The following is a 21,876-nucleotide window of genomic DNA, read 5'->3' on the forward strand; positions in this document are numbered from 1 at the left end:
ATTATTTATGTTCGAAATCTAAGATAATCTATGCCATTATCTTTTTCAAAATCCTGTAAATTCTCATAATAGTTTAACCCTGCTAATCCAGTTCCATGAAAAAACATTGAAGTTTCTGTCAAAAGAAACCCATTTTCAAGTTCAATAACTCCTGCTGAGTCAGAATCTTCAAGCATTAAAAAATCAATAATCTTTTGGTTTCTTATTGCGTGTAATTTATGTTCACTCATACCTTTGAAAATACTGATTGATTTTTTTCTGGGTTTTTGTTCAATTTCGTCAGAATCAAAATTCCAAGGAATACGAATTGTGACTTTTTCGTCTAATTCAATGAAAACTTCAGCTTCATCAAGTCCATTAACTTCAATTTTAGACCAAACCAGAACATCAGTAAGGCTCATGCCTATAATATCTGCTATTTGCATTAAGATTCTATTTTTTGAGTAACAGTTTCTTCCCCTAGAGAATCCCAACGCTTCGGGGAAGTTGGCTTTTCTATTTCTTTATCAATCCGAGTTCTATTAAACGTTGATTTAAAAATTCCCCGGCGGTGATATCATCGTATGATTTTGGATGGTCTTCATCTATACAGCTCTCCAAAACATCCAACTTCATTTCGCTTACGGGATGCATGAAGAATGGAATAGAGTAGCGAGACGTTCCCCATAATTCGCGAGGTGGGTTAACGACACGGTGAATCGTTGATTTCAATTTGTTGTTGGTATGTCTAGACAACATATCGCCCACATTAATCATTAATTCATCTGGTTCAGCAATGGCGTCAATCCAGTCGCCTTTATGATTTTGCACTTGTAAGCCACGGCCTTGAGCACCCATCAATAAAGTAATGAGATTGATATCTCCGTGGGCCGCTGCGCGGACCGCATTTTTAGGTTCTTGCGTAATTGGCGGGTAGTGAATGGGTCTTAAAATGGAGTTGCCGTTATGGATGTAATTGTCAAAATAGGTTTCTTCCAAATCGAGATATAAGGCCAAGGCTCTTAAGACGTATTTCGCTGTCTTTTCAAGCATTTGGTAGGTTTCTTTACCAATCTTGTTAAATTCTGGTAGTTCCTTGACTTCAACGTTTTCGGGATATTCCTTACGACGTTCTGGGTCATCGTCGACGTATTGCCCAAAATGCCAAAACTCTTTTAAATCGCCTTCTTTTCTGCCTTTGGCACTTTCTTTTCCGAAGGAGACATATCCACGCTGGCCACCGATACCTTCTATTTCATAACTCTCTTTGGTTTCAAGCGGTAAGTCGAAGAAATTCTTGACTTCAGAATAAAGATTATCGACTAATTCATCATCTAAAAAATGACCTTTTAAGGCGACGAAACCTATGTCTTCATAGGCTTTTCCGATATCATTTACAAATTTCTGTTTTCTATGTGGGTCTCCAGAGACAAAATCTTTTAAATCTACGCTAGGTATTCTATCCATTGGGTTTTTGTATTGATTCAACGTTAAACAAAAGTAAGCAATTATAGGGAAAACAAATAATGGAAATGCGACCCCAAAAAGGATATTTCAACCTTTGTAGTCTTTCAAATTTAATTACATTTGAGACAGTAAATAAAACCATATTTATGCCGACCGAAACCTCGCAAAAACTTAGTTATAATCGTGTTGATTTGTCTGATGACATCTTATTGCGATTGTATTACAACATGCTGAAACCTCGATTAATAGAGGAGAAGATGCTAATTTTATTGCGACAGGGGAAAATTTCAAAATGGTTTTCGGGCATAGGTCAAGAAGCAATTTCTGTAGGCGTGACTATGGCGATGCAGAATGATGAATACATTTTGCCAATGCATAGAAATCTCGGTGTATTTACCACGCGTCAGATTCCACTAAATCGTTTATTTGGGCAATGGCAAGGCAAAGCTAGTGGTTTTACCAAAGGGCGTGACCGTTCCTTTCATTTTGGAACGCAAGAGTATAAGATTGTTGGTATGATTTCGCATTTAGGCCCGCAATTGGGCGTTGCTGATGGGATTGCTTTGGCGAATCTTCTAAAGAAAAATAATCAAGCCACAGCCGTATTTACAGGTGAAGGCGGTACGAGTGAAGGTGACTTCCATGAAGCTTTAAATGTGGCTTCTGTTTGGCAATTACCTGTGCTGTTTTGTATTGAAAATAATGGCTACGGCTTATCCACACCAACGTCTGAACAATATAACTGCGAGCATTTAGCACAACGTGGCGAAGGCTATGGTATGGAAAGTCATATTATTGATGGTAACAATATCATTGAGGTTTACACGAAGGTGAATGCCTTGGCGGAGAGTATTCGTGAGAATCCTCGTCCGGTATTGTTGGAATTTAAAACCTTTAGACGCCGAGGTCATGAGGAAGCGAGTGGCACCAAGTATGTCCCTGAAGACTTAATGCAGTATTGGGAAGAAAAAGACCCGTTAGATAATTATCGCAATTATCTAATTGAAGAAGGACTTTTAAATTCTGAAAAAGATGCTGAAATGGTTGCTGAGATTAAGTCCGAAATCGATGATAATCTTGAAATCGCTTTTGCCGAAGAAGACATTATTCCCGATTTAACTACTGAATTAAATGATGTTTATAAACCATATGATTACCAAGAATTTAAAGAAAATTCAAACAACCAAGAACTACGATTGATTGACGCTATTTCTGAAGGCTTAAAACAGTCCATGGAACGGCACGAAGACTTGGTTATCATGGGTCAGGATATTGCCGAATATGGTGGTGTTTTTAAAATCACAGATGGTTTTGTAGACGCCTTCGGAAAAGAGCGCGTCCGAAACACGCCAATTTGTGAATCAGCGATTGTGGAGGCAGGCATGGGCTTATCCATTGCTGGGATGAAAGCTGTGGTGGAGATGCAGTTTGCGGATTTTGTGTCTTCTGGATTTAATCCTATTGTCAATTATTTGGCCAAATCCCATTACCGTTGGGGACAGCAGGCAGATGTTGTGGTGCGCATGCCTTGTGGCGCAGGCGTTGGCGCAGGACCGTTCCATTCGCAAACCAATGAAGCTTGGTTTACAAAGACACCTGGGTTAAAAGTGGTGTATCCAGCATTTCCGAGCGATGCCAAAGGCTTATTGAATACGGCGATAATCGACCCAAATCCGGTATTGTTTTTTGAACATAAAGCCTTGTATCGCAGTATCCGACAAGAAGTGCCAACAGATTATTACACCATACCATTCGGGAAAGCGTCAGTTTTAAAAGAAGGTAATGAAATTTCCATCATTACTTATGGCGCTGGCGTGCATTGGGCTTTGGATTATCTCAATGAAAACCCTAATGTATCCGCAGACCTTATTGACTTACGTTCCCTACAACCTTTAGATAAGGATGCTATTTACAATTCCGTAAAGAAAACAGGGAAAGCTTTAATCCTTCAAGAAGATTCTTTATTTGGTGGAATTGCCAGTGATATTTCCGCCATGTTGATGGAAGACTGTTTTGAATATTTAGATGCTCCCGTAAAACGTTTGGCGAGTATAGAAACGCCGATTCCTTTTGTAGGTCAATTGGAAGCTCAGTATTTACCTAAGAAGGATTTGGGGGATGCAATTGAGAAATTGTTGGCTTACTAAATGCTAATTCATTCAAAATTTAGGAAAAGTAAATTGCGCTTTTTTTGTTGCAATGCTGGTTCTCTGGCTTCTATTTATATTATATCTCATTAGGGGTTTTATGCTTCATGAAAATTATGATTTGGTGAGTATATTGTTTTCTATCTTCTTTTCTAGTCTGAACATTATATTTCTGTTGGTTTTGAGAGATTTTAAGACTATTAAAATTGATAGTAAAGAAAAGACTTTGAAATTCACATCCCTATTCCATCCTTTTGGGAAGACGATAGATTTATCTAATTATAGTAGCTATATCAATGTTCAGCAGTTTTCGGCTCATGAAGATTTTATTTCTACCTATTTAATTCAGGAAAATGGAATAGCAAATTTTAAGATGAGCAGTTCTGAATATGTAAATCATAAACAACTAGTTGAAAGTTTAGCCCTTTCCGAAGTTAAGCGGAATCTAACTTTTAAAGACTATATGATTCTACTCTATGTTGGAAAATTAAGACTGAAACATAAAAACTTCGATAATTCAAATAAATCAGCAGTTGAATCTTATAAAAAAGTGTTGAGATTTATAATACTTCTTGGTCTTGTCTGTGTTATGTTGGGAATGGTCTTAAAAATGTGTTCAAGTATCTAGTTCTGGTTTTTTCAAATTAACAATACTAAAAAAGTTTTCAAAACCCTCTACATCAAAACCTCACTATTCCGTAAGCCTTTTCTTCAAACTTTGCGCATATAGCTTCGCTGATGCGCTCAATCAACCCAGTAAATGAGTGCAATCCATTAAATTTTAAAATTTCTATTATTTGAGGTAACAATGTGGGAATTTGAGTTAATTCAAACCTCACATTAGAAGTAATGTTGCAAAGTGTAAGAGGTCATAAGATGTCTTCACGCTCTAAATTAATTACTCTAAAAAGAACTTTACAATGAAAAGAATTTACACATTTTTTACCGTAGCGTTGCTATTGGCATTCTCTACAAATAGTATGTATGCGCAAACTGAAAACGACCCTTGGGCTATAAGCTTGGAGGTAAACGCAGTTGATGTTTACCCTGTCAATGAAGACGCGCCCCAAGGCCCTTACTTTGATGAATTTTTCAATCTAACCGACCATTGGAATATCGGTTTCCCGAAGTTAACGGTTTCACGTTATTTAGGAAACAACTTTTCAATTCAGGTTGGAGGTTCTTACAACAAGATTTCAAAATGGGGTGAATTACCTGGCGATGAAAGTGTTGCTGTTGATGATTTAACCTATATCGGTGTAGACGGTATGATTAACTATAGTCTTACTGGATTATTCAATACCACAAAATTTGACCCATACATCGGTCTTGGTGGTGGTTACACGTGGATAGAGGAGGGTCAATTCAATACCTTTTCAACAGCAGGTGGTACAGATAACTTAGTTGGTGCTGGTACCGTAAACGGAACCGTTGGTATTAAATATTGGTTTGCCGATGCGGTTGCTGTGAATCTACAGACGATGTATAAGCACTCTTTTCAAGACTACTTAACGCCTCACGCACAACACAGTTTAGGTATTGTGGTGCAATTTGGTGGGCCAAAAGAAGATAATGAGCCAGAAGAAGCTGAAGTCATTGATACAGACGGAGACGGTATACCGGATGAGACGGATGCATGTCCAACAGAAGCCGGACCAGCGTCTACAAACGGATGTCCAGATTCTGATGGTGACGGTGTTGCTGATAAAGATGATGAGTGCCCAACAGTTGCTGGATTACAAGCCTATGACGGATGCCCTGATACGGATGGTGACGGTTACCCAGACAATATCGATGAGTGCCCAACAGTAAGTGGTACTGAAAATGGTTGCCCAGCTAAGGAAGAAGAGGTTGAGGAGACGACTCCAGCAGGAACAACAACTAAAGCTGTAACCTTTGCCTTTGACGAGTCTTACCTAGACGGTGATGCCAAGGAAAAACTAGACGAGTTGGTTAATATGGCAGACAACTCTATCTATAATATTACAGTTGAAGGGCATACAGATAGCATCGGTAGTAACGCATACAACCAAGGATTAGGAATGAGACGTGCACAAGCCGTTAAAGATTATTTAGTATCTAAAGGTTTATCTGAGAACCTAATTACGATTACTTCGGAAGGTGAAACAGAACCAGTAGCTTCTAATAATACAGATGCAGGACGTGCTCAAAACAGACGTTCAGAAGTCACAATTACAATTACTTCTAATTAAAATAATTTAATTTGAAGTGTTAATGAGAAGCGTTATCAGAAATGGTAACGCTTTTTTTATAAACCATTAACATTCAGTCGTAAATCCCGAAATTTTGTCAGTTCTCAACTGCAAAAATTGCAGATGTTTTGCCTTGGTATTGTCTTTGCACTTACTTATATAAATAGATGTTTAATTAAAATTTAAAACCTATGAGTAATTTAATTCCTGCCACTAAAAATGGCACAGAACGAAGCTCAAATTTGGGCTTTAGAAGTCTTCCAAGTATTTCATCTTGGATGGACGAATTTTTAAACACAGGATTTGGAAATGAATTTGTTTCAAACTTTAACACAGGCATGACGTTGCCAGCGGTTAATGTGTTGGACAAAGATGAAGAATACGTTGTGGAAATGGCTGTACCAGGTCTGAAGAAATCCGATTTTGACATTAATTTAGACAATCAGTTATTATCGATTTCCGCAGAGACGCAAACGGAACACAATGAGGAAGACCAAAACTTTACAAGACGTGAGTTTGGCTATTCTTCGTTTAAGAGAACATTTTCGCTACCAGAAACTGTTGAGCGTGATAAGATTAACGCTAAGTATAATGATGGCATTCTAACAGTAACCCTGCCAAAGCGGGATGAAGCAAAAAAGAAACCATTAAAACAGATTAAAGTATCCTAAGCGATGATTTCGCTAACTAAAAAGACCAGCATTTGCTGGTCTTTTTTATTTGTTATTCTACCAGGTTTTATTAAAATATATAATTGACTTTACTTTAAAGACTCTGCAACTGCCTGCACCTTATCCAATACCCGGAGTAAATTCCCAGACCATAATTGTTCTATCTGTGCTTCGGTATAGCCTCGTTTTACCAGCTCATGCGTAACATTAAAGGTTTCTGAAGCATCTTCCCAGCCAGCAATACCGCCACCACCATCAAAGTCGGAACTGATACCTACATGGTCAATACCCATTTTTTCGACAAGGTAATCGATATGGTTGACTAAATCTTCCACATTCACACCTTCAGGAAAATCATCCATGGCTTCAATTTTTACGTTTGCCAAGTCGTTGACTTTTCCGAGGTAATCTAAGTCTCGGATAGAATCTTGAACGGCTTTATCCAACACTCTGAACTCACGCCAGCTGTAGTATTTATGACCCAAAGAATCTGCAATAGCCCGACGTATCTCCATGGATTTTTCATTTCGGGCTTCGTATTTTTCTGTATTTAAATAAGAACGGAAGGCCACCGTTTGTACAACACCACCGTTATCTTTCATCCATTGCAATTGCTCATCATCCAGGTTACGGCTATGGTCACACAATGCTCGTGCCGACGAGTGCGAGGCTATAATTGGTGCTTGGGTTAGTTCTATCATCTGGCGCATGGATTCTTTGGAAGGATGTGAGACATCTATCATCATCCCGACTCTGTTCATTTCGGCAACGACTTGCTTTCCGAAGTCACTCAAACCATTATGCAACCACTCATCATCAGCTTCACCAGTATTGCTATCACAGAGTTGGCTATGACCATTATGCGACAAAGACATATACCGTCCACCTAAATCGTAGAATTTTTTTACGTTCGCAATATCCAATCCGACGGGATAGCCATTTTCTATTCCTATCATCGCCACTTTCTTTCCAGATTTAATGATGCGCCTTACATCATCTGATGTTGTGGCCAATTCAATTTGGTCGGGAGCAATCTCAGTCACCAATTTATTGATGGCTTTGAATTTAGACATGGCATTGTCGTAAGCCTTCTCAAAACCTTCGAGATTAAGCGAATCCTGACCTGTGTATACGATGAACCAAGCCACATCCAAACCGCCTGCTTTCATTTTTGGTAGCGTGACTTGGGTGTCTAAATCTTGAGTATAGTTTAAAGAATCGGTAAAATTCTGAACGTTTATATCGCAATGCGTATCTAGCGTAATGACACGCTCATGAATGTCTCGCGCCCTTTTTTCAATAGCTTCTGGACTATTGTCGAGTTCTTGTTTACAGCTTGAAAATAGAATAAGCATACAGCCTAAAATGGAAGTAGTTTTTAAAGTCATGATTGAATTAGTTTGCTTTAAAATTAGACAAACTAAGAAACATAAAAAAACCCTGACGCTATGTTCAGGGTTTTCAAGTTTCTAAAAACTTTAAATTAATAGTCATAATTTGAAATTTTCTAAGTCATCATCCAACGAATTGGAGGTGTTTACGATTTTTGATAAAGATTTCATAATGTGATTGATTTAAATGATTGATGAATAGACGACGAATTAAATTCGGTAACGTCTTTTACTGTTCCAACTGGCACCTTTGCAGTCGTTCATTTTTCGGGTTAACTGATTGCTGTCTAATGTTCTCATGATTGTTTGATTTTTAATTGATTACTACTTAAAAGACGACCCAAAAATTAAAATGTTACGAGATGTCTTCAGATTTAACAGCTTTTAACGAAATAGTATTGCTTGAAGAATTTGTACTTTTCAGTAATGATTCTAAGGATTTCCATTCTGATTCTTCTATGCCTTTGCACACTTTCTTGTGAACTAAAAAAGCCCGAGCCAGTGGTTCAGCATTGGACTTGCATGGATGTAAAAGCCTCGGCGTACAATTCCTTGGCGTCACAAACAAGTTCTAATCCATTTATCACAGCATTTGGCGATAGCTTAAAGCCAGGCGACAAGTATATTGCAGTATCACGCGATTTATTGAGAGGGCCATTAAAATACAATACAGAAGTCATCGTTCAAGGATTGGATAGCATTTGGATAGTTAAAGACAAAATGAATCGCCGATACCGAAATACTATTGATGTTTACATGGGTTACGATGTAAAAAAAGCTCGCGAGTGGGGTAGACGCCAAATTAAGGTATGCTACAAAACGGAGTTGCCGTGGGATTCAATAAAACCCTAATTAACGCCTGACGCTTTGGGATTCACTAATAATTATTACACGGAGTTTCGCGGAGGCACACAGAGTTTTCACGGAAAATTCAATGTGAAATTAAGACATTCGGTGAGTCTCTATATAAAATTTAAGCAAAACTATAAAGAATGAGTAAGAATCCCTCCCCAAGCTTGTGCTGAGCGCAGTCGAAGTGGGTTTAGTCCCGACACTTCGGGAAGGAGGGGCTCCTTACTCCCGCTTCGTCTTCGCCTCAGACAAAATAAAAGGATATGCTTTCTTAGTTTGAAGCAATTCGTCATCGCTTAAGTTTTCAGGCGCTTTGTCAAAAGTCTTTCTAGCATAAACTTCCCGTAGCCCAAAATAGGCTTTGGTCAATTCATCTTGAACTTCTATAAATCGTGAATAACTCGTCGTAGCATCATGCTGAAGGGAAATCACGGCTTCCTTTGGATTGTCTGAAGCATCAGGCGATTGAAGTCCTGAACAATATAAACAAGAACCGTCGCCATTATTATCCAAAAAGGCTTTAGCGAGTGGTGCAATATCTTCAAGCTGAACTTCTTCATCTTCAATCATAATGTCATCATTGGCATTGATAAAGATGCGCAACACATTACGCTCGTGGAGTTCGGCTTCACAGATTTGCCCTGGAGGACATTCCGAAGGCAACTTTCTCAGTATGCCTTTTTCAGCCGAAATGGTTGTGGTGACCAAAAAGAAAATAAGAAGTAAAAATGCGATGTCGGCCATAGAGCCTGCATTAACTGTTGGGGAATAGCGTCTTTTCATGATATTTGATGTATTGGTGAGTTAAAGAAATCACAAAAACGATACCAATTTTTAGAATGCTTTAACATTTAAGTTAAAGACTCAGCAATTTGAAGGGAGATTTTAGAAAAATCGTGGTTTATGTGCCTCAATAAGTGCTATTCTGGTCTTGTAGTTTTCAAATGTTGTTAACAAGCGCACTAATAACTAGTATTATATGCTATTTTTGCAAAATTAACTTAGCGTCAATATCATATATGTCTACAGACACCATAATTTCAGAAGAAAAATCAACCAAGAAGCGCCTTTATGACTATCAGATTGCGGACCTCAAACGCATTTTTGAAGTCATGGACAACTCCGATGATGATTTTAATCTCCTTTACCAACTCCCGACCGGTGGTGGAAAAACGGTGATTTTTTCTGAAATAGTACGTCGTTATATTGAGCGCCACAATAAAAAAGTGGTGATTTTAACGCACCGTATTGAGCTCTGCAAACAGACATCGAATGTATTGTCTGGTTTTGGAGTTAAGAATAAGATTATCAATTCTAAGGTAAAAGACCTGCCAGACCAAGACGACTACCAATGCTTTGTGGCGATGGTGGAGACCCTGAATAATCGATTATCTGAACAGGATTTTGAATTAAAAAATGTAGGCTTAGTTATTATTGATGAAGCGCATTATAATTCGTTTAGGAAGCTATTTAAGTTCTTTGAACATTGCTTCATCCTTGGTGTTACCGCGACGCCTTTGAGCAGTAACATTAAGTTGCCGATGAAGGACAACTATCAAAAACTCATTGTTGGTGACGATATATCTACTCTGATTTCTAACGGGTTTTTGGCCAAGGCAGATTTGTACAATTACGATGTTGGATTAACCTCCTTAAAAGTCGGAATAAACGGTGATTATACCGTGAAATCTTCGGAAGCCTTATACACCAACAGCTTGATGCAAACCAAGTTGTTATCAGCTTACGAGGAGATTTCAAAAGGGAAGAAGACCTTGATTTTCAATAACGGAATCCATACGTCTCGCGAGGTGTATTACACCTTTAAAAAAGCGGGGTATGATGTCCGACATTTAGACAATACTGCCAGTAAGGACGAGCGGAAGGAAACTTTGCAATGGTTTAAGAAAACGCCAGATGCTATTCTAACATCCGTAAGCATTTTAACCACTGGTTTTGATGAACCTTCCGTGGAAACTATTATCCTGAATAGGGCAACACGTTCGTTAACCTTATATTTCCAGATGATTGGTCGTGGTTCCCGAATTTACAAGGACAGAAAAAAGTTTACAGTGGTGGATTTAGGTAACAATATAGCGCGTTTTGGCTCTTGGGACCAGCCTGTGGATTGGCAACATATCTTTAAATATCCAGATTTCTATTTAGAGAATATCCTAGATGACGAAACCCTTGAGCGCGACTTTACTTACGAAATGCCAGACCAATTGCGTAAACGTTTCAAAAAGTCGGAATCTTTGGATTTTGATGTTAAGGCCGAATACAAAGACGTACTTAATTCTGGTAAAAAATCATTCACGGTAATTGAACGTTCTATTGAACAGCACTCGCAAATCTGTATTGAAAACTGCGAGGATGTCTTTGAAGCAAGGGAGTTGATTAAAGAACTTCAAGATGAAATTGGCTATCGTATCAAGCAGTATTGCTATTGCATTATGAATAGCACACAGAACTATAAAGACTGGTTGTTTGAAGAATATAACAGACGTTTACGCATCAGTTTCAACGGGAAGTTTTAACTTTTTTTTGAAAGGTTTTCGTTTTTTATACGTTTAATTTGAAAGAGGTATGGTTTTTGCTTCTTTCAAGCAAAACTAGAAATACGTTTAATTTGAAAATAGTTCAATACTTGTTTATAGCTATTTGCTTTTCTTTCAGCCTAGCCAGTTTTGGTCAAGGGCCTGATAAGGAGAAGAAGTCTATTCGTATTCCTGCCATTGAATTTCCTAAAGAAAAGGACTCCACACCAGTAAAAACGAAGGTTGCACCAAAGAATAAACCTGAAGACAAAAAAGATTCATTGAATGCATCTGGCAAAAAGGAAAGCATTAAAAAGTGGGTCATCAAAGATTCTGAAAAGCCATTTAACATGACGGAAACTGACGGTTTGCGAAGTGCTGGTGAAATCTTTGAACAGCGCTGGAACAAAGAAGCCAATAAAATAGGTATTCGCCGTACCATGTCCGACCAATTTTTAGGCGAACACCGTATAGATAGTAAATTCGTGAATATCGTTTGTCGTGATCACGAATATCCAGATGGAGACCGGGTGCGCATTCTTGTAAACGAAAAAATAATTTATCCCAACGTGTTATTGTCTGGCCAGTACAGACGCCTTCAAATTGATTTAGCTGACGGAATCAATAAAATTGATATCCTCGCCTTAAATCAGGGGGATTCTGGTCCTAATACAGCCGAGTTCATTGTGTATGATGACAAAGGTAACGTTGTATCTAATAAGGAATGGAATCTCCTTACTGGTGTTAAAGCAACAATTGTTTTCGTTAACGAAAAAGTGTCTATTGTGCCTAAAACGGCACAAAATTAGACCAAGTAAATTAACAGGTCTATTTCACATTTCATCGAATTTTGGCTTTAAAATTAAGTTTTTATCAACACGAAAACGTTTTCGTTGCTAGACCCTTAATAATTCTCCTTAAATAATATTTATTTTTCAGACGGATTCCCAGTCTGCTTACTTTCTACTTTGTTTAAATCATACTATTAATTCAATAAAAAATTTTATGAAAAACAAGTACTTAGTTGCGTCTATTGTCGGTATTCTGATGACTTTCAGCTTATCGGTCAGCGCACAAACCCCAACATTTGATTGCAAATTTTCCGATGCTGAATTCGGATACACAAATTTTGAAGGCGATGGTTTCGGAGATTGGAACTTTTTCCGCCAAAACAATAATGATGCTACAGGAGGATTTTTTGTGGCTACTTCAAATCAAAATGGTGATGGCGATGCCAATAACGATGGTGATATCAATGCCGGTAATGGAAATTCTTGGGGAATGTATGCCAACAGTGGCGATTTTGTGAGTGCCACGCGCGATTTTGATTTTGCCATGAGTGTCGGTGATTCGTTTTCCATAAAGATGGATAATGGTTTTATAGATGGCGGAACTGTTGGGTTTGGACTTCAAAATAATGCAGGACAAGATCTTATTGAATTCTTTTTTAAAAGCGGTGAATCGCAGTATACCTTAAAAGGTGGTGACGCCTTATCGGATACTGGCAATACAGGAGTTGCCTTTACGGACGAAGGCTTATTTCTGAGATTTACCCTAACAGACTCCGATACATTTTCTGTTGAGATCATTAATGAGCAAACTCAAGCCATTACCGTTATTGAGCGGGATTTATTTTTCAACCCCGATCAGTCGGTATCCAAGATTAGAATGTTCAATTCTACTGCAGGCTCTGGTCCTCAACGCGATGCATTTTTCAATCGTATTGAACACTGTAGAGTAGAAGATAAGGATCGTGATGGCGAAAACTCTCTTACGGATTGTGACGACGATGATGCATCCATATTTTCGGGTGCACCGGAACTCTGCGACGGGCTGGATAATGATTGTGACGGTTCTGTTGACGAAAATGTTACTACCACATTCTATGCCGATGGCGATGGTGACGGCTTCGGAGACCCAAATGTAACGCAGGATGACTGTAGCGCACCTGCTGGATTTGTAGCTAATGCAGATGATTGCGATGACAGTAAAGATAACGTGTATCCTAATGCTCCGGAACTTTGCGACGGGCTGGATAATGATTGTGACGGTTCTGTTGACGAAGATGTCACTACAACATTCTATGCCGATGGCGATGGTGACGGCTTCGGAGACCCAAATGTAACGCAGGATGCCTGTAGCGTACCATCAGGATTTGTTGATAAAGCTGGCGATTGTGATGATAACGATGACACTGTATATCCTAATGCGCCAGAACTTTGCGATGGATTGGATAATGATTGTGATGGTTCGATTGATGAAGATGTTACTACCACATTTTATGCTGATGCCGATGGCGACGGCTTCGGAGACCCAAATGTAACTCAGGAGGCCTGTAGCGTACCATCAGGATTTGTCGATAAAGCTGGCGATTGTGATGATAACGATGACACTGTATATCCTAATGCGCTAGAACTTTGCGATGGATTGGATAACGATTGTGATGGTTCTGTTGACGAAGATGTTACTACCACATTTTATGCTGATGCCGATGGCGACGGCTTCGGAGACCCAAATGTAAGTCAGGAGGCCTGTAGCGAACCGGTAGGATTTGTTGCAAACGCGGATGATTGTAATGACAGCAATGACACCGTATATCCTAATGCGCCAGAACTTTGCGATGGTTTGGACAATAATTGTGATGGTTCGGCTGATGAAGATGTTACTACCACATTCTATGCTGATGCCGATGGTGACGGCTTCGGAGATCCAAACGTAACACAGGAAGCCTGTAGCGAACCGGCAGGATTTGTTGCCAACGCGGATGATTGTGATGACAGCAATGACACCGTGTATCCTAATGCGCCAGAACTTTGCGATGGTTTGGACAATGATTGTGATGGTTCTGTTGACGAAGATGTTACGACAACATTCTATGCCGATGCCGATGGTGACGGCTTCGGAGACCCGAATGCAACTCAGGATGCCTGTAGCGTACCATCAGGATTTGTCACAAATGCGGATGATTGTGATGACAGCAATGACACCGTATATCCCAATGCGCCAGAACTTTGCGATGGATTGGATAACGATTGTGATGGATTTGTACCAGAATACGAACTCAATGCGGCTTCCATTTCAAACTTTAGTTTACCTAATGAGCCTCAGGATATTAATACAGTAATTATGGCAAGCGCCACCGTTTCTACCTCTGGAACTTTTTCTGCCGAGATTAGCTGGGGTGATGGCGTTACAACTGTAGCAAATGTAGATGGCAACCAAGTGAGTGGCACCCATAACTATGCAGAAGCTGGTGTATATGAAGCTCGGATCGATGTGACGAACCAATGTGGGTTAGTGTCTAGCGCAATTTTTCAGTATGTGGTTATCTATGATCCCAATGGTGGCTTTGTCACGGGTGGTGGCTGGATTACCTCTCCCGAAGGCGCGTTAGTGGATCAACCGCAGTTATCTGGAAAGGCAACTTTTGGGTTTGTTTCAAAATACAAACGTGGCCAGTCTATACCTGATGGTAATACTACTTTTAAGTTCAATGCTGGAAATTTCAATTTTAAGAGTACAAGCTATGATTGGCTTATTGTTGCCGGAAACAAAGGTCAATTCAAGGGCAATGGCACAATAAATAATCAAGGAGATTATAAGTTTATACTAACTGCTAACGACAAAGGATCGGACGGCGATACTTTCAGAATAAAAATTTGGGATAGTAACGGTGGCGGACTTGTTTATGATAATCAACTAGGTATCTCCGACTCCGAAGATGCGAGTACTGTGATCGGCGGGGGACAAATTATTGTTCATAAACCTAAAAAGAATAATACTTCAAGAAACGAAAATGAATCTAATGGTATTGATGCTGAAATGTCTCTAAATCCATCCATTGATTTGACACTCAGTCCCAACCCTGCTTCTAATCAATTCAAAATTCACGGTTTAGCTACTGGCTTGTCGTATACTATTTCAATCTATGACACCTTAGGAAAACGCGTTTTCTTTAGCAATAAGTATAATGATAGTACTGTTGCTTTAGACAATAGCATTCCTAAAGGCTTATATATCGTTAGAGTTGTACAGGGCGAGGCAAATAAGACCTTTAAACTAATTAAACAAGACTAGTTTCAATTAGCGATTAATTGAAAATGCCAGAGTAATTTAATACTCTGGCATTTTTGTTAATAATCGATGCTGACCAGGCTTTAAATCCTCCAAATGGTAATTACCAATTCTTACACGGATTAATCGCAATGTGGGAAATCCCACTTTTGCAGTCATTTTACGGACTTGGCGAAACTTCCCTTCTGTAAGTGTTATTGAAATCCATGAGATAGGGCCATGACGCTTAGCACGTACAAAACGGTCAATGATATGACTGGTGTTTTTCAAACGTGCAACGGTACATGGTTTTGTAGTATAAGGTTTCGAATTGACTTTAATCGCTACACCGTTTCGTAATTGTACTAAAGCATCTTCAGAAATCAATCCATCAATCATCACATGGTATTCCTTTTCAAATTTAGAACTGGTGATATTCTGACTGAACTTACCATCCGTGGTTAAAAGCAATAAGCCTTCGGACTTCTCGTCTAATCGGCCAACAGCCATGACGTCTTCTAAATCAATCAAATCAGACAACAACTTTTTAGAGCGTCGCTTATTCTGGTTGTTGATGAATTGACTTAAATAGCCATATGGCTTATAAAATTTGTAGTGACGGTGGCTTTGCTCCGACATCCTAAGCACGTTTGGCGCGTACCACATAAATACCAATCACAGCACCAATAATCAACAATGCCAAGACCATAGGAATCCATGATTTGGATTTCGTCGTTCCCAAACTCGTGTTTGAAGATGAATCCCCGACTGTAACATCCGCTTTGCGTTTATCTATATACACCAAGTAAGATAGGTTATTTTGCAACTGCATGATATTGGAATAATATTCCGAAAAATCTTCTGGTGCTACTGAGGTATTTTGGTTTTTATAATAGTGATTTAGGTAGAGGATGTTTTTAGCAGGATTGGTTTTTATTTCCAAAGTGTAATAAAAACTCTTAGAATTTATAGAGGACTCTTCAGTTCTAATACTCCAACGCTCAGGTAATTTAACCGTAATATTATGTTGACGTGTTGACGGATAGACCAAGTCGTAACTGGTTTTTCGGTCTTCTGACTCTGGTACCATCATAATGTTACTGATGTTATACGGCGTGAATACCATAGTGATATTATTCTCGCTATTTTCCATCGGTGTCCAAAGTTTTCCGATTTTGTAGGATTCGTATATCGTGATTTTATTGCTTAAAGTATCATCCTCAAAGGTGGGTTTTTCCAAAACTTCTACATCGTCGTATAGTCCATTATAAAAACTCAAAAACTCTTCAGATACAGAGGTGAGGCTATTAGACTGCAAAGACGCTCTCATCGCATCTGCTTCCTGTTGGTGATAGACAGTATAGATGTTTAAAGTACCTCCACCACCAATATTATCAACCGCAAAGGTGTCATATACTTCTACCATATTAGTGCTGGTATTCTCAATGTTCTCCAAGGCTACGGTATCCTCCTGAATGACTAATCCATAACCGTAATCGGGGAAATACACATTGTCTGCCAATCCACCTTGATTGGATATAGTTGGGTCGTAAAAAACTTCTATTTCATCGTCAAATACGACTTTTACAGTGACGTGGTCAAAAATTCTTGGACTTGGTAAAAACTTATCCAAGGCCTTGCCATAGGTTGAATTTATTAAAACCGGATAGGCATTAATTCCCATTCCTTTAAGCATGGTAATCAGCAAATAACTTTTATCCTTGCAATCACCGAAACGTTGTGAAAACACTTTATTGGGCGAAAACGGTTTGTAACTGCCAATACCATCTTCAAGACCCAAATAGCGTACTTCATTTTGAACAAATTTTAAAGCTGAAGACACGCGGTCATAATCCTCTTCATAAGTGGCTTTAATAGAATTTATTTTATTTTGAAGCTTTGTATCAGGCTTTACGGGTTTATAGATTGGCATTGCCCATTTGGCAACTTCTGCCCAATTGTTATAGCTAGAAAAGAAAATATTCTGATACACAAAATCGGAAGCCGGAGTATTGAATTCGAAATTAACTGCTGGGACGTTTGTCGCTTCCCAAGCATATTCGTACATGCCGTTAACCTGGCTTTCATGAGTTGCCAATTTTGAATTCACCAGCTTATAATTCAATGGTGTTTGGGATAATATTCTGGCATGGATACGTCCTAAAGGTTGATATTCATCCATGGAAAAACCACCAGAAAACGAACCACCATGCATAGGGTTGAAGCCTTTAATCGTGTAGCTAAAATCAATGATATCGCCTTTACGGATGTCAGCGAGATTAACCATGGCGTCTAAACTTCCATCGTAGATGTAGTTCTCGGCGTTGGATTCTTTTCTTAGGGTTTGAAAATCATTCAGATTTAATTTATCAATTCGTTCTTCATTTCTAATTACTGTAATATCATGAAGAATCAATGTCTGATACGTTGGGTCATAATTGATGGAAATGGACGAAGCATCTTGCACACCGACTTGTTCTAAGATATGGATGACACTTCGTATGTAGCGTTCTTGTCTTTGCGCGTGCAATTGTTCATCACGTAGCAATTGCAATAGGCCGTAAGAGATATCGTCACTATCAATATCTGGAGTCTTGGAATAGTCTTGAAACGCTACCCAGTTCGGTGTTTCTCCTTTCTTCAGCTGTGCATGTACGGACAGCATAAAACAGAAAAGCAATATGGTAGCAAAGATTGGTTTAGTCATGGTTTGGTATTAAACCCGAAAGATAAAAAGATTAATAACAGAAAAACAAGCGCAGAATAAGTCTACCACCAAACCACAAAACATCTAGAATAGTCTCCATTACTTGATTTTAACCAAAGTAGAGGGGAACGTTGGCTTTGTAGCATTACCAATAATTCTTCTATTACAATTTGAAACGAACGATAGTCAGCAGTCGCTTGAGGCTCCGACCCCCAATTTAACTTCTTAGGGATATAAATGTTTGAATCTTGCAAAACCGAAAGTTGATGCTGATGCAGATAATAACCTGCAACACAATCTGGATTGAGCACTCCAAAATCATTGACTTCCGAGTTGTATGGCACATATAACTGAGCCTTAAAGGAAAGACGTTGTGTAATATTTGATGGATTCATCTGGAAAGTTTCCAGAATACGAGCAGACTCTTTATGATAAAGCAATGGTAACTGCTTAAGCCTTAGCTTTTCTGATTTTAAATAGAGATTGTCCTTTTTATTTGGGCCGACCCAACTTTCGATAGTCTTCAAATCACCAAGATTAGGGTCATGCAGGTAGAATTTATAGGCAACTTCAAGGTGAATGGGATTATTGTTTTCAATAAACAGGAAATCCAATTCGCCAATAGTCTGCTTTCCAGATTTAATTTGAAGGCTTTTTTTTAGGTGTGAAATAACGTCGGACCCATTCAAGCAAAATTCTACGAACTCTTCTATACGTTTGCCTAAACGCTGGTTTAGTGGTTTTAAATCTTCTTCAAAATTTAAATTGGAATCTTCAATAATAAATGGTTGTACACCAATAGGAGCAGTATTCAACCAAAGATTTGGTGTTTTTAGAAATCCTGAAAACTGATGTTCAATTTGTGTTTTGGCATCCATAATCTCAAAAGTAGTCGATTACTATTGAAAAATTTAAACATGCAAGGTTTGATATTTTATCATACAATGTAACATCATAAACACCCATATAAAAAATGGCATTTTATTATTTCGTATCTTTAATAAAACCACATTTATTTCGGTATAAAATTTGTATTCCATAATTAAAAAAGTAAGCTATGAAAAGGATTATGATTTTAGTATTTGCATTAGCATTAAGTGTGAATTATGCTACGGGACAGACTCGATCAGAACGCAAAGCTTTAAAAAAGGAGAAAAGAGAAAAGGCTTTTAAAGAACTGAAAGACCTAATAGATTCTGGAAACTATCAATTTGTTGCAAGACGTGCCCTGCCATTGGGCAATGATATCTCGCGTCTTAATTTAATGCCTAATAATGTGTTTCAAGGTAATGTTGTGGATTTAACGTCTAATCCTAATTATCTTAAAATGCAAGATGATTCATTATCTGTGGCCTTACCATTTTTTGGTCGTGTGTTTAGAACCGTCGGTACTTATGGAACAGCAAATGGTATTGAATTTAAAGGTGAATATGAAGACTATAAAGTAAAGCTTAAGGAACGTAAAGGCATGATTATCATTAATTTTGATGCAGACAACAAACATGATTTTATGCAATATACCTTAAGTGTAGGGTCTTTAAATTATGCAACGTTAACGGTAAATACTACAAATAGACAGTCGATAACCTACCAAGGCACTATAAGTCCTTTGGAGGAGGGAACTGATGATTCAAACTAAAAAAAAGCGACTGTATTTACAGTTGTATTCTGTTAGTTATTTATTCCGTTGTCCTGGCTTATAGGTTTCTTCAGCAACTTTATCTACATCTTCCTTGTAATATGGCACATCTTTAAACTCCACGTTCGCATAACGTTGAGCTTGGTCGTTAAAATGTGGGGAATCTGGGTCACCACTTTGGCCTCCAGCCAACATAGACTTGGCTTTTACTTTGTCTCCAAATTCGACAACAGCTACAAAGCTGTTACCACGTGTCCCGTAAAGTTTATTAGCCTTCTTACTGCTATATCTAGCGCCGTAGGCGGCCAGAGCACCCCAGCGCCCTGAAGCAAGGCCAACAGCAATACTAGGCTTAGCATCATCAAATTCTTGACGGATATCACCATTTAAACGCTGATAGCGATTCACTTCACCCCATGGTTGCTTCCAGCTACCAAAAGTGTCGTTTAAATATTCAACTACTTTTGAGAATTCCTTTAAGAGTTCACTATTTGGAGCATCGGTACCGAAAAAGGCAAAGCGTTCCATAAAATCAAGTCCATCAGGGTAGTTTCTGTTGCGCATCATGGCTTCTCCATAATAATGTGCCAAAGTCATAGCTACTGATTCTTTTGAGGTTTTATAGTCCCAGTTTCGTAAAACTTCAATGGGTTCGGAAAGTTTGTCATCTTTATCTGTACTCTTATCATAAGCCTTTACCAACCCTGGAATCAAAGATTCAAAGGCTGGTAAAAATGGGTCATGTGCCAATTCTATAACGGAATCAATGGTATAATCTTTACCATCTTTCAAAAGCGAAATTGCATGCACGCCTCTAAAATTCTCTTGGTCTATAGACATGTAATTTGGATAGTCTTCACGCTTCGGACTGAATTCCATAGCCGAAGTATAGGGCGTAGAGTTACAATTTTGAATCCAGCCGTTTTCAGGATTTAAAACCAATATATTTTCATCAACGGTGTGTAGGCCTTGCCAATCGGTTTCAGGATTAAAACCATCTACAGGTTTGGTATAATCGAATTTTGTATCGCGCTTCGGAATAAAATTCCCGTGAAAATAGGCGATATTTCCTTCCGCATCGGCATAAACCGTATTGTTACTTGAGTTGGTTCGGATGTCCATCATATCTCGAAAGCCTTTATAACCCGACTGCTTTGTTCTAATAAAAGATTGTTCTAAAGCCTTAACTGGGTCCCACATCATGGCTGAGGCGGTCCACATTTCATCTTCGATATGAGTAATAGGGCCGTGATGCGTTCTGTAGGCTGGGAATGATTTCGATTTTAAACTATCGCCATCCTTGTACTTAAGCTCTACCTCATAAGACGTCACAGGGCGTAATTCCTCACCATATTGGTACATGATGTTATCATCTAGCCTTGTGATATTTTCCTTGAACTCATCGATGATGTCCGTATAAGTGGAGGTGTGCATCCAACCCGTTTTTTCATTGAAGCCTTGATAGATAAAAAACTGCCCCCAGGTTACGGCACCGTAGGCATTAAGACCCTCTTCGCTAACAGCATGGACTTCACCACGAAAATAAAAGGAGGTATGCGGATTTATGAGTAGGATAGGAGCACCAGACTTCGTCAATTCGCCCGAAATCGCAATACCGTTGGAACCCTGTGGTTCTTCCATGGCTTCTTTCTCTTGGAGTTCTATCAAATCGGATTGTGGGATTTCCATATCCGATTCATAAAAGGCTTTGATTTTACTGGTTCTAATACGTTCAATATCGCCACCGATAGACCCTTCAGAAAAGTACATGGGCATCCAAGGTTCAAATCGAGTGAGGAGTTTTGGCTTTACTTCAGGATGTGTGTATAGATAGTAATTAATGCCATCGGCAAAGGCATCACATAGTTTTTTTAACCAATCCGGACTTTTATCATAATTCGCTTTTGCCTCTTCTTCAGTCATGAATAATTTAGCGCGTAAGTCACTATAAATGGCCTCTTCGCCTTCAACTTCAGCCAATCTGCCTGTCGCCCAAATATAGTTTTGTTCTACACGGTTAAAATCGTCTTCACATTGTGCATACAGTAATCCAAATACGGCATCAGCATCTGTTTTTCCGTAGATGTGTGGCACACCGAAATTATCGCGAATAATGGTGATGTTTTCAGCTTGCTTTTGCCATTGGTCGGCTTCAGAATTATTCAGGTTTTCTGAGTCACAAGAGAGACATAACAACAGGAATAGAATTGAAAAATATTTCAT

General features: G+C 38.8%; 17 protein-coding genes. 9 read left to right on the forward strand and 8 right to left on the reverse strand.

Annotated features, from left to right (window positions below; translation table 11 throughout):
* Positions 1-5: 5 nt before the first annotated feature.
* On the reverse strand, positions 6-425 hold the full coding sequence (locus ACFOSX_RS12275) for a hypothetical protein (RefSeq protein WP_386101522.1): 420 nt from the start codon (positions 423-425) through the stop codon (positions 6-8).
* Positions 426-495: 70 nt separating this feature from the next.
* Positions 496-1,446: an isopenicillin N synthase family dioxygenase gene (locus ACFOSX_RS12280; protein ID WP_386101525.1), complete on the reverse strand. Its 951-nt coding sequence runs from the start codon at positions 1,444-1,446 to the stop codon at positions 496-498.
* A gap of 146 nt (positions 1,447-1,592) precedes the next feature.
* On the opposite strand from ACFOSX_RS12280, the gene ACFOSX_RS12285 reads away from it, so the two are divergent.
* From ACFOSX_RS12285 to ACFOSX_RS12300, 4 genes are all read left to right on the forward strand, one after another.
* Positions 1,593-3,593, forward strand: coding sequence for an alpha-ketoacid dehydrogenase subunit alpha/beta (locus tag ACFOSX_RS12285; RefSeq protein WP_386101528.1), 2,001 nt, complete (start codon positions 1,593-1,595; stop codon positions 3,591-3,593).
* 226 nt (positions 3,594-3,819) lie between these two features.
* A complete protein-coding gene (locus ACFOSX_RS12290; RefSeq protein ID WP_386101531.1) occupies positions 3,820-4,221 on the forward strand; it encodes a hypothetical protein in 402 nt (133 codons plus the stop codon).
* A gap of 292 nt (positions 4,222-4,513) precedes the next feature.
* A complete protein-coding gene (locus ACFOSX_RS12295) occupies positions 4,514-5,806 on the forward strand; it encodes an OmpA family protein (RefSeq protein WP_386101534.1) in 1,293 nt (430 codons plus the stop codon).
* Positions 5,807-5,997: 191 nt separating this feature from the next.
* Positions 5,998-6,477, forward strand: coding sequence for an Hsp20/alpha crystallin family protein (locus ACFOSX_RS12300; RefSeq protein WP_386101537.1), 480 nt, complete (start codon positions 5,998-6,000; stop codon positions 6,475-6,477).
* Positions 6,478-6,566: 89 nt separating this feature from the next.
* Here the strand turns inward: ACFOSX_RS12300 and ACFOSX_RS12305 are convergent, their stop codons facing one another.
* Positions 6,567-7,865 carry a dipeptidase gene (locus ACFOSX_RS12305; RefSeq protein ID WP_386101540.1) on the reverse strand — a complete coding sequence of 433 codons (1,299 nt, stop codon included), beginning with the start codon at positions 7,863-7,865 and terminating at the stop codon, positions 6,567-6,569.
* A gap of 405 nt (positions 7,866-8,270) precedes the next feature.
* On the opposite strand from ACFOSX_RS12305, the gene ACFOSX_RS12310 reads away from it, so the two are divergent.
* Positions 8,271-8,720, forward strand: a complete 450-nt coding sequence (locus ACFOSX_RS12310) for a 3D domain-containing protein (protein WP_386101543.1) — start codon at positions 8,271-8,273, stop codon at positions 8,718-8,720.
* 222 nt (positions 8,721-8,942) lie between these two features.
* On the opposite strand, the gene ACFOSX_RS12315 is transcribed toward ACFOSX_RS12310, so the two are convergent.
* On the reverse strand, positions 8,943-9,503 hold the full coding sequence (locus ACFOSX_RS12315; protein WP_386101546.1) for an ExbD/TolR family protein: 561 nt from the start codon (positions 9,501-9,503) through the stop codon (positions 8,943-8,945).
* Between the two features lie 236 nt (positions 9,504-9,739).
* Between ACFOSX_RS12315 and ACFOSX_RS12320 the strand changes: the two genes are divergently transcribed.
* The 3 genes from ACFOSX_RS12320 (at position 9,740) to ACFOSX_RS12330 (ending at position 15,331) form a co-directional block, all read left to right on the forward strand.
* Positions 9,740-11,254: a DEAD/DEAH box helicase gene (locus tag ACFOSX_RS12320; RefSeq protein WP_386101548.1), complete on the forward strand. Its 1,515-nt coding sequence runs from the start codon at positions 9,740-9,742 to the stop codon at positions 11,252-11,254.
* A gap of 92 nt (positions 11,255-11,346) precedes the next feature.
* Entirely contained in the window at positions 11,347-12,063 is a 717-nt protein-coding gene (locus ACFOSX_RS12325) for a hypothetical protein (RefSeq protein WP_386101551.1), read from the forward strand.
* A gap of 196 nt (positions 12,064-12,259) precedes the next feature.
* Complete coding sequence (locus ACFOSX_RS12330; protein ID WP_386101554.1) at positions 12,260-15,331, forward strand: MopE-related protein; 3,072 nt, start codon at positions 12,260-12,262, stop codon at positions 15,329-15,331.
* Between the two features lie 36 nt (positions 15,332-15,367).
* On the opposite strand, the gene ACFOSX_RS12335 is transcribed toward ACFOSX_RS12330, so the two are convergent.
* The 3 genes from ACFOSX_RS12335 to ACFOSX_RS12345 all read right to left on the reverse strand — a co-directional run bounded on the left by ACFOSX_RS12335 (position 15,368) and on the right by ACFOSX_RS12345 (position 18,892).
* Positions 15,368-15,946: a pseudouridine synthase gene (locus tag ACFOSX_RS12335; protein ID WP_386101557.1), complete on the reverse strand. Its 579-nt coding sequence runs from the start codon at positions 15,944-15,946 to the stop codon at positions 15,368-15,370.
* Between the two features lies 1 nt (position 15,947).
* On the reverse strand, positions 15,948-18,014 hold the full coding sequence (locus ACFOSX_RS12340; protein WP_386101560.1) for a DUF3857 domain-containing transglutaminase family protein: 2,067 nt from the start codon (positions 18,012-18,014) through the stop codon (positions 15,948-15,950).
* A gap of 62 nt (positions 18,015-18,076) precedes the next feature.
* A complete protein-coding gene (locus ACFOSX_RS12345; protein WP_386101563.1) occupies positions 18,077-18,892 on the reverse strand; it encodes a DUF1853 family protein in 816 nt (271 codons plus the stop codon).
* A 179-nt stretch (positions 18,893-19,071) separates the two neighbouring features.
* Here ACFOSX_RS12345 and ACFOSX_RS12350 point away from each other — a divergent pair, with 179 nt between their 5' ends.
* Complete coding sequence (locus ACFOSX_RS12350; protein WP_386101566.1) at positions 19,072-19,653, forward strand: DUF4251 domain-containing protein; 582 nt, start codon at positions 19,072-19,074, stop codon at positions 19,651-19,653.
* A gap of 36 nt (positions 19,654-19,689) precedes the next feature.
* Here the strand turns inward: ACFOSX_RS12350 and ACFOSX_RS12355 are convergent, their stop codons facing one another.
* Positions 19,690-21,876 carry an acylase gene (locus ACFOSX_RS12355; RefSeq protein WP_386101569.1) on the reverse strand — a complete coding sequence of 729 codons (2,187 nt, stop codon included), beginning with the start codon at positions 21,874-21,876 and terminating at the stop codon, positions 19,690-19,692.

This window comes from Winogradskyella maritima, assembly GCF_042650215.1.
GTDB lineage: Bacteria > Bacteroidota > Bacteroidia > Flavobacteriales > Flavobacteriaceae > Winogradskyella > Winogradskyella maritima.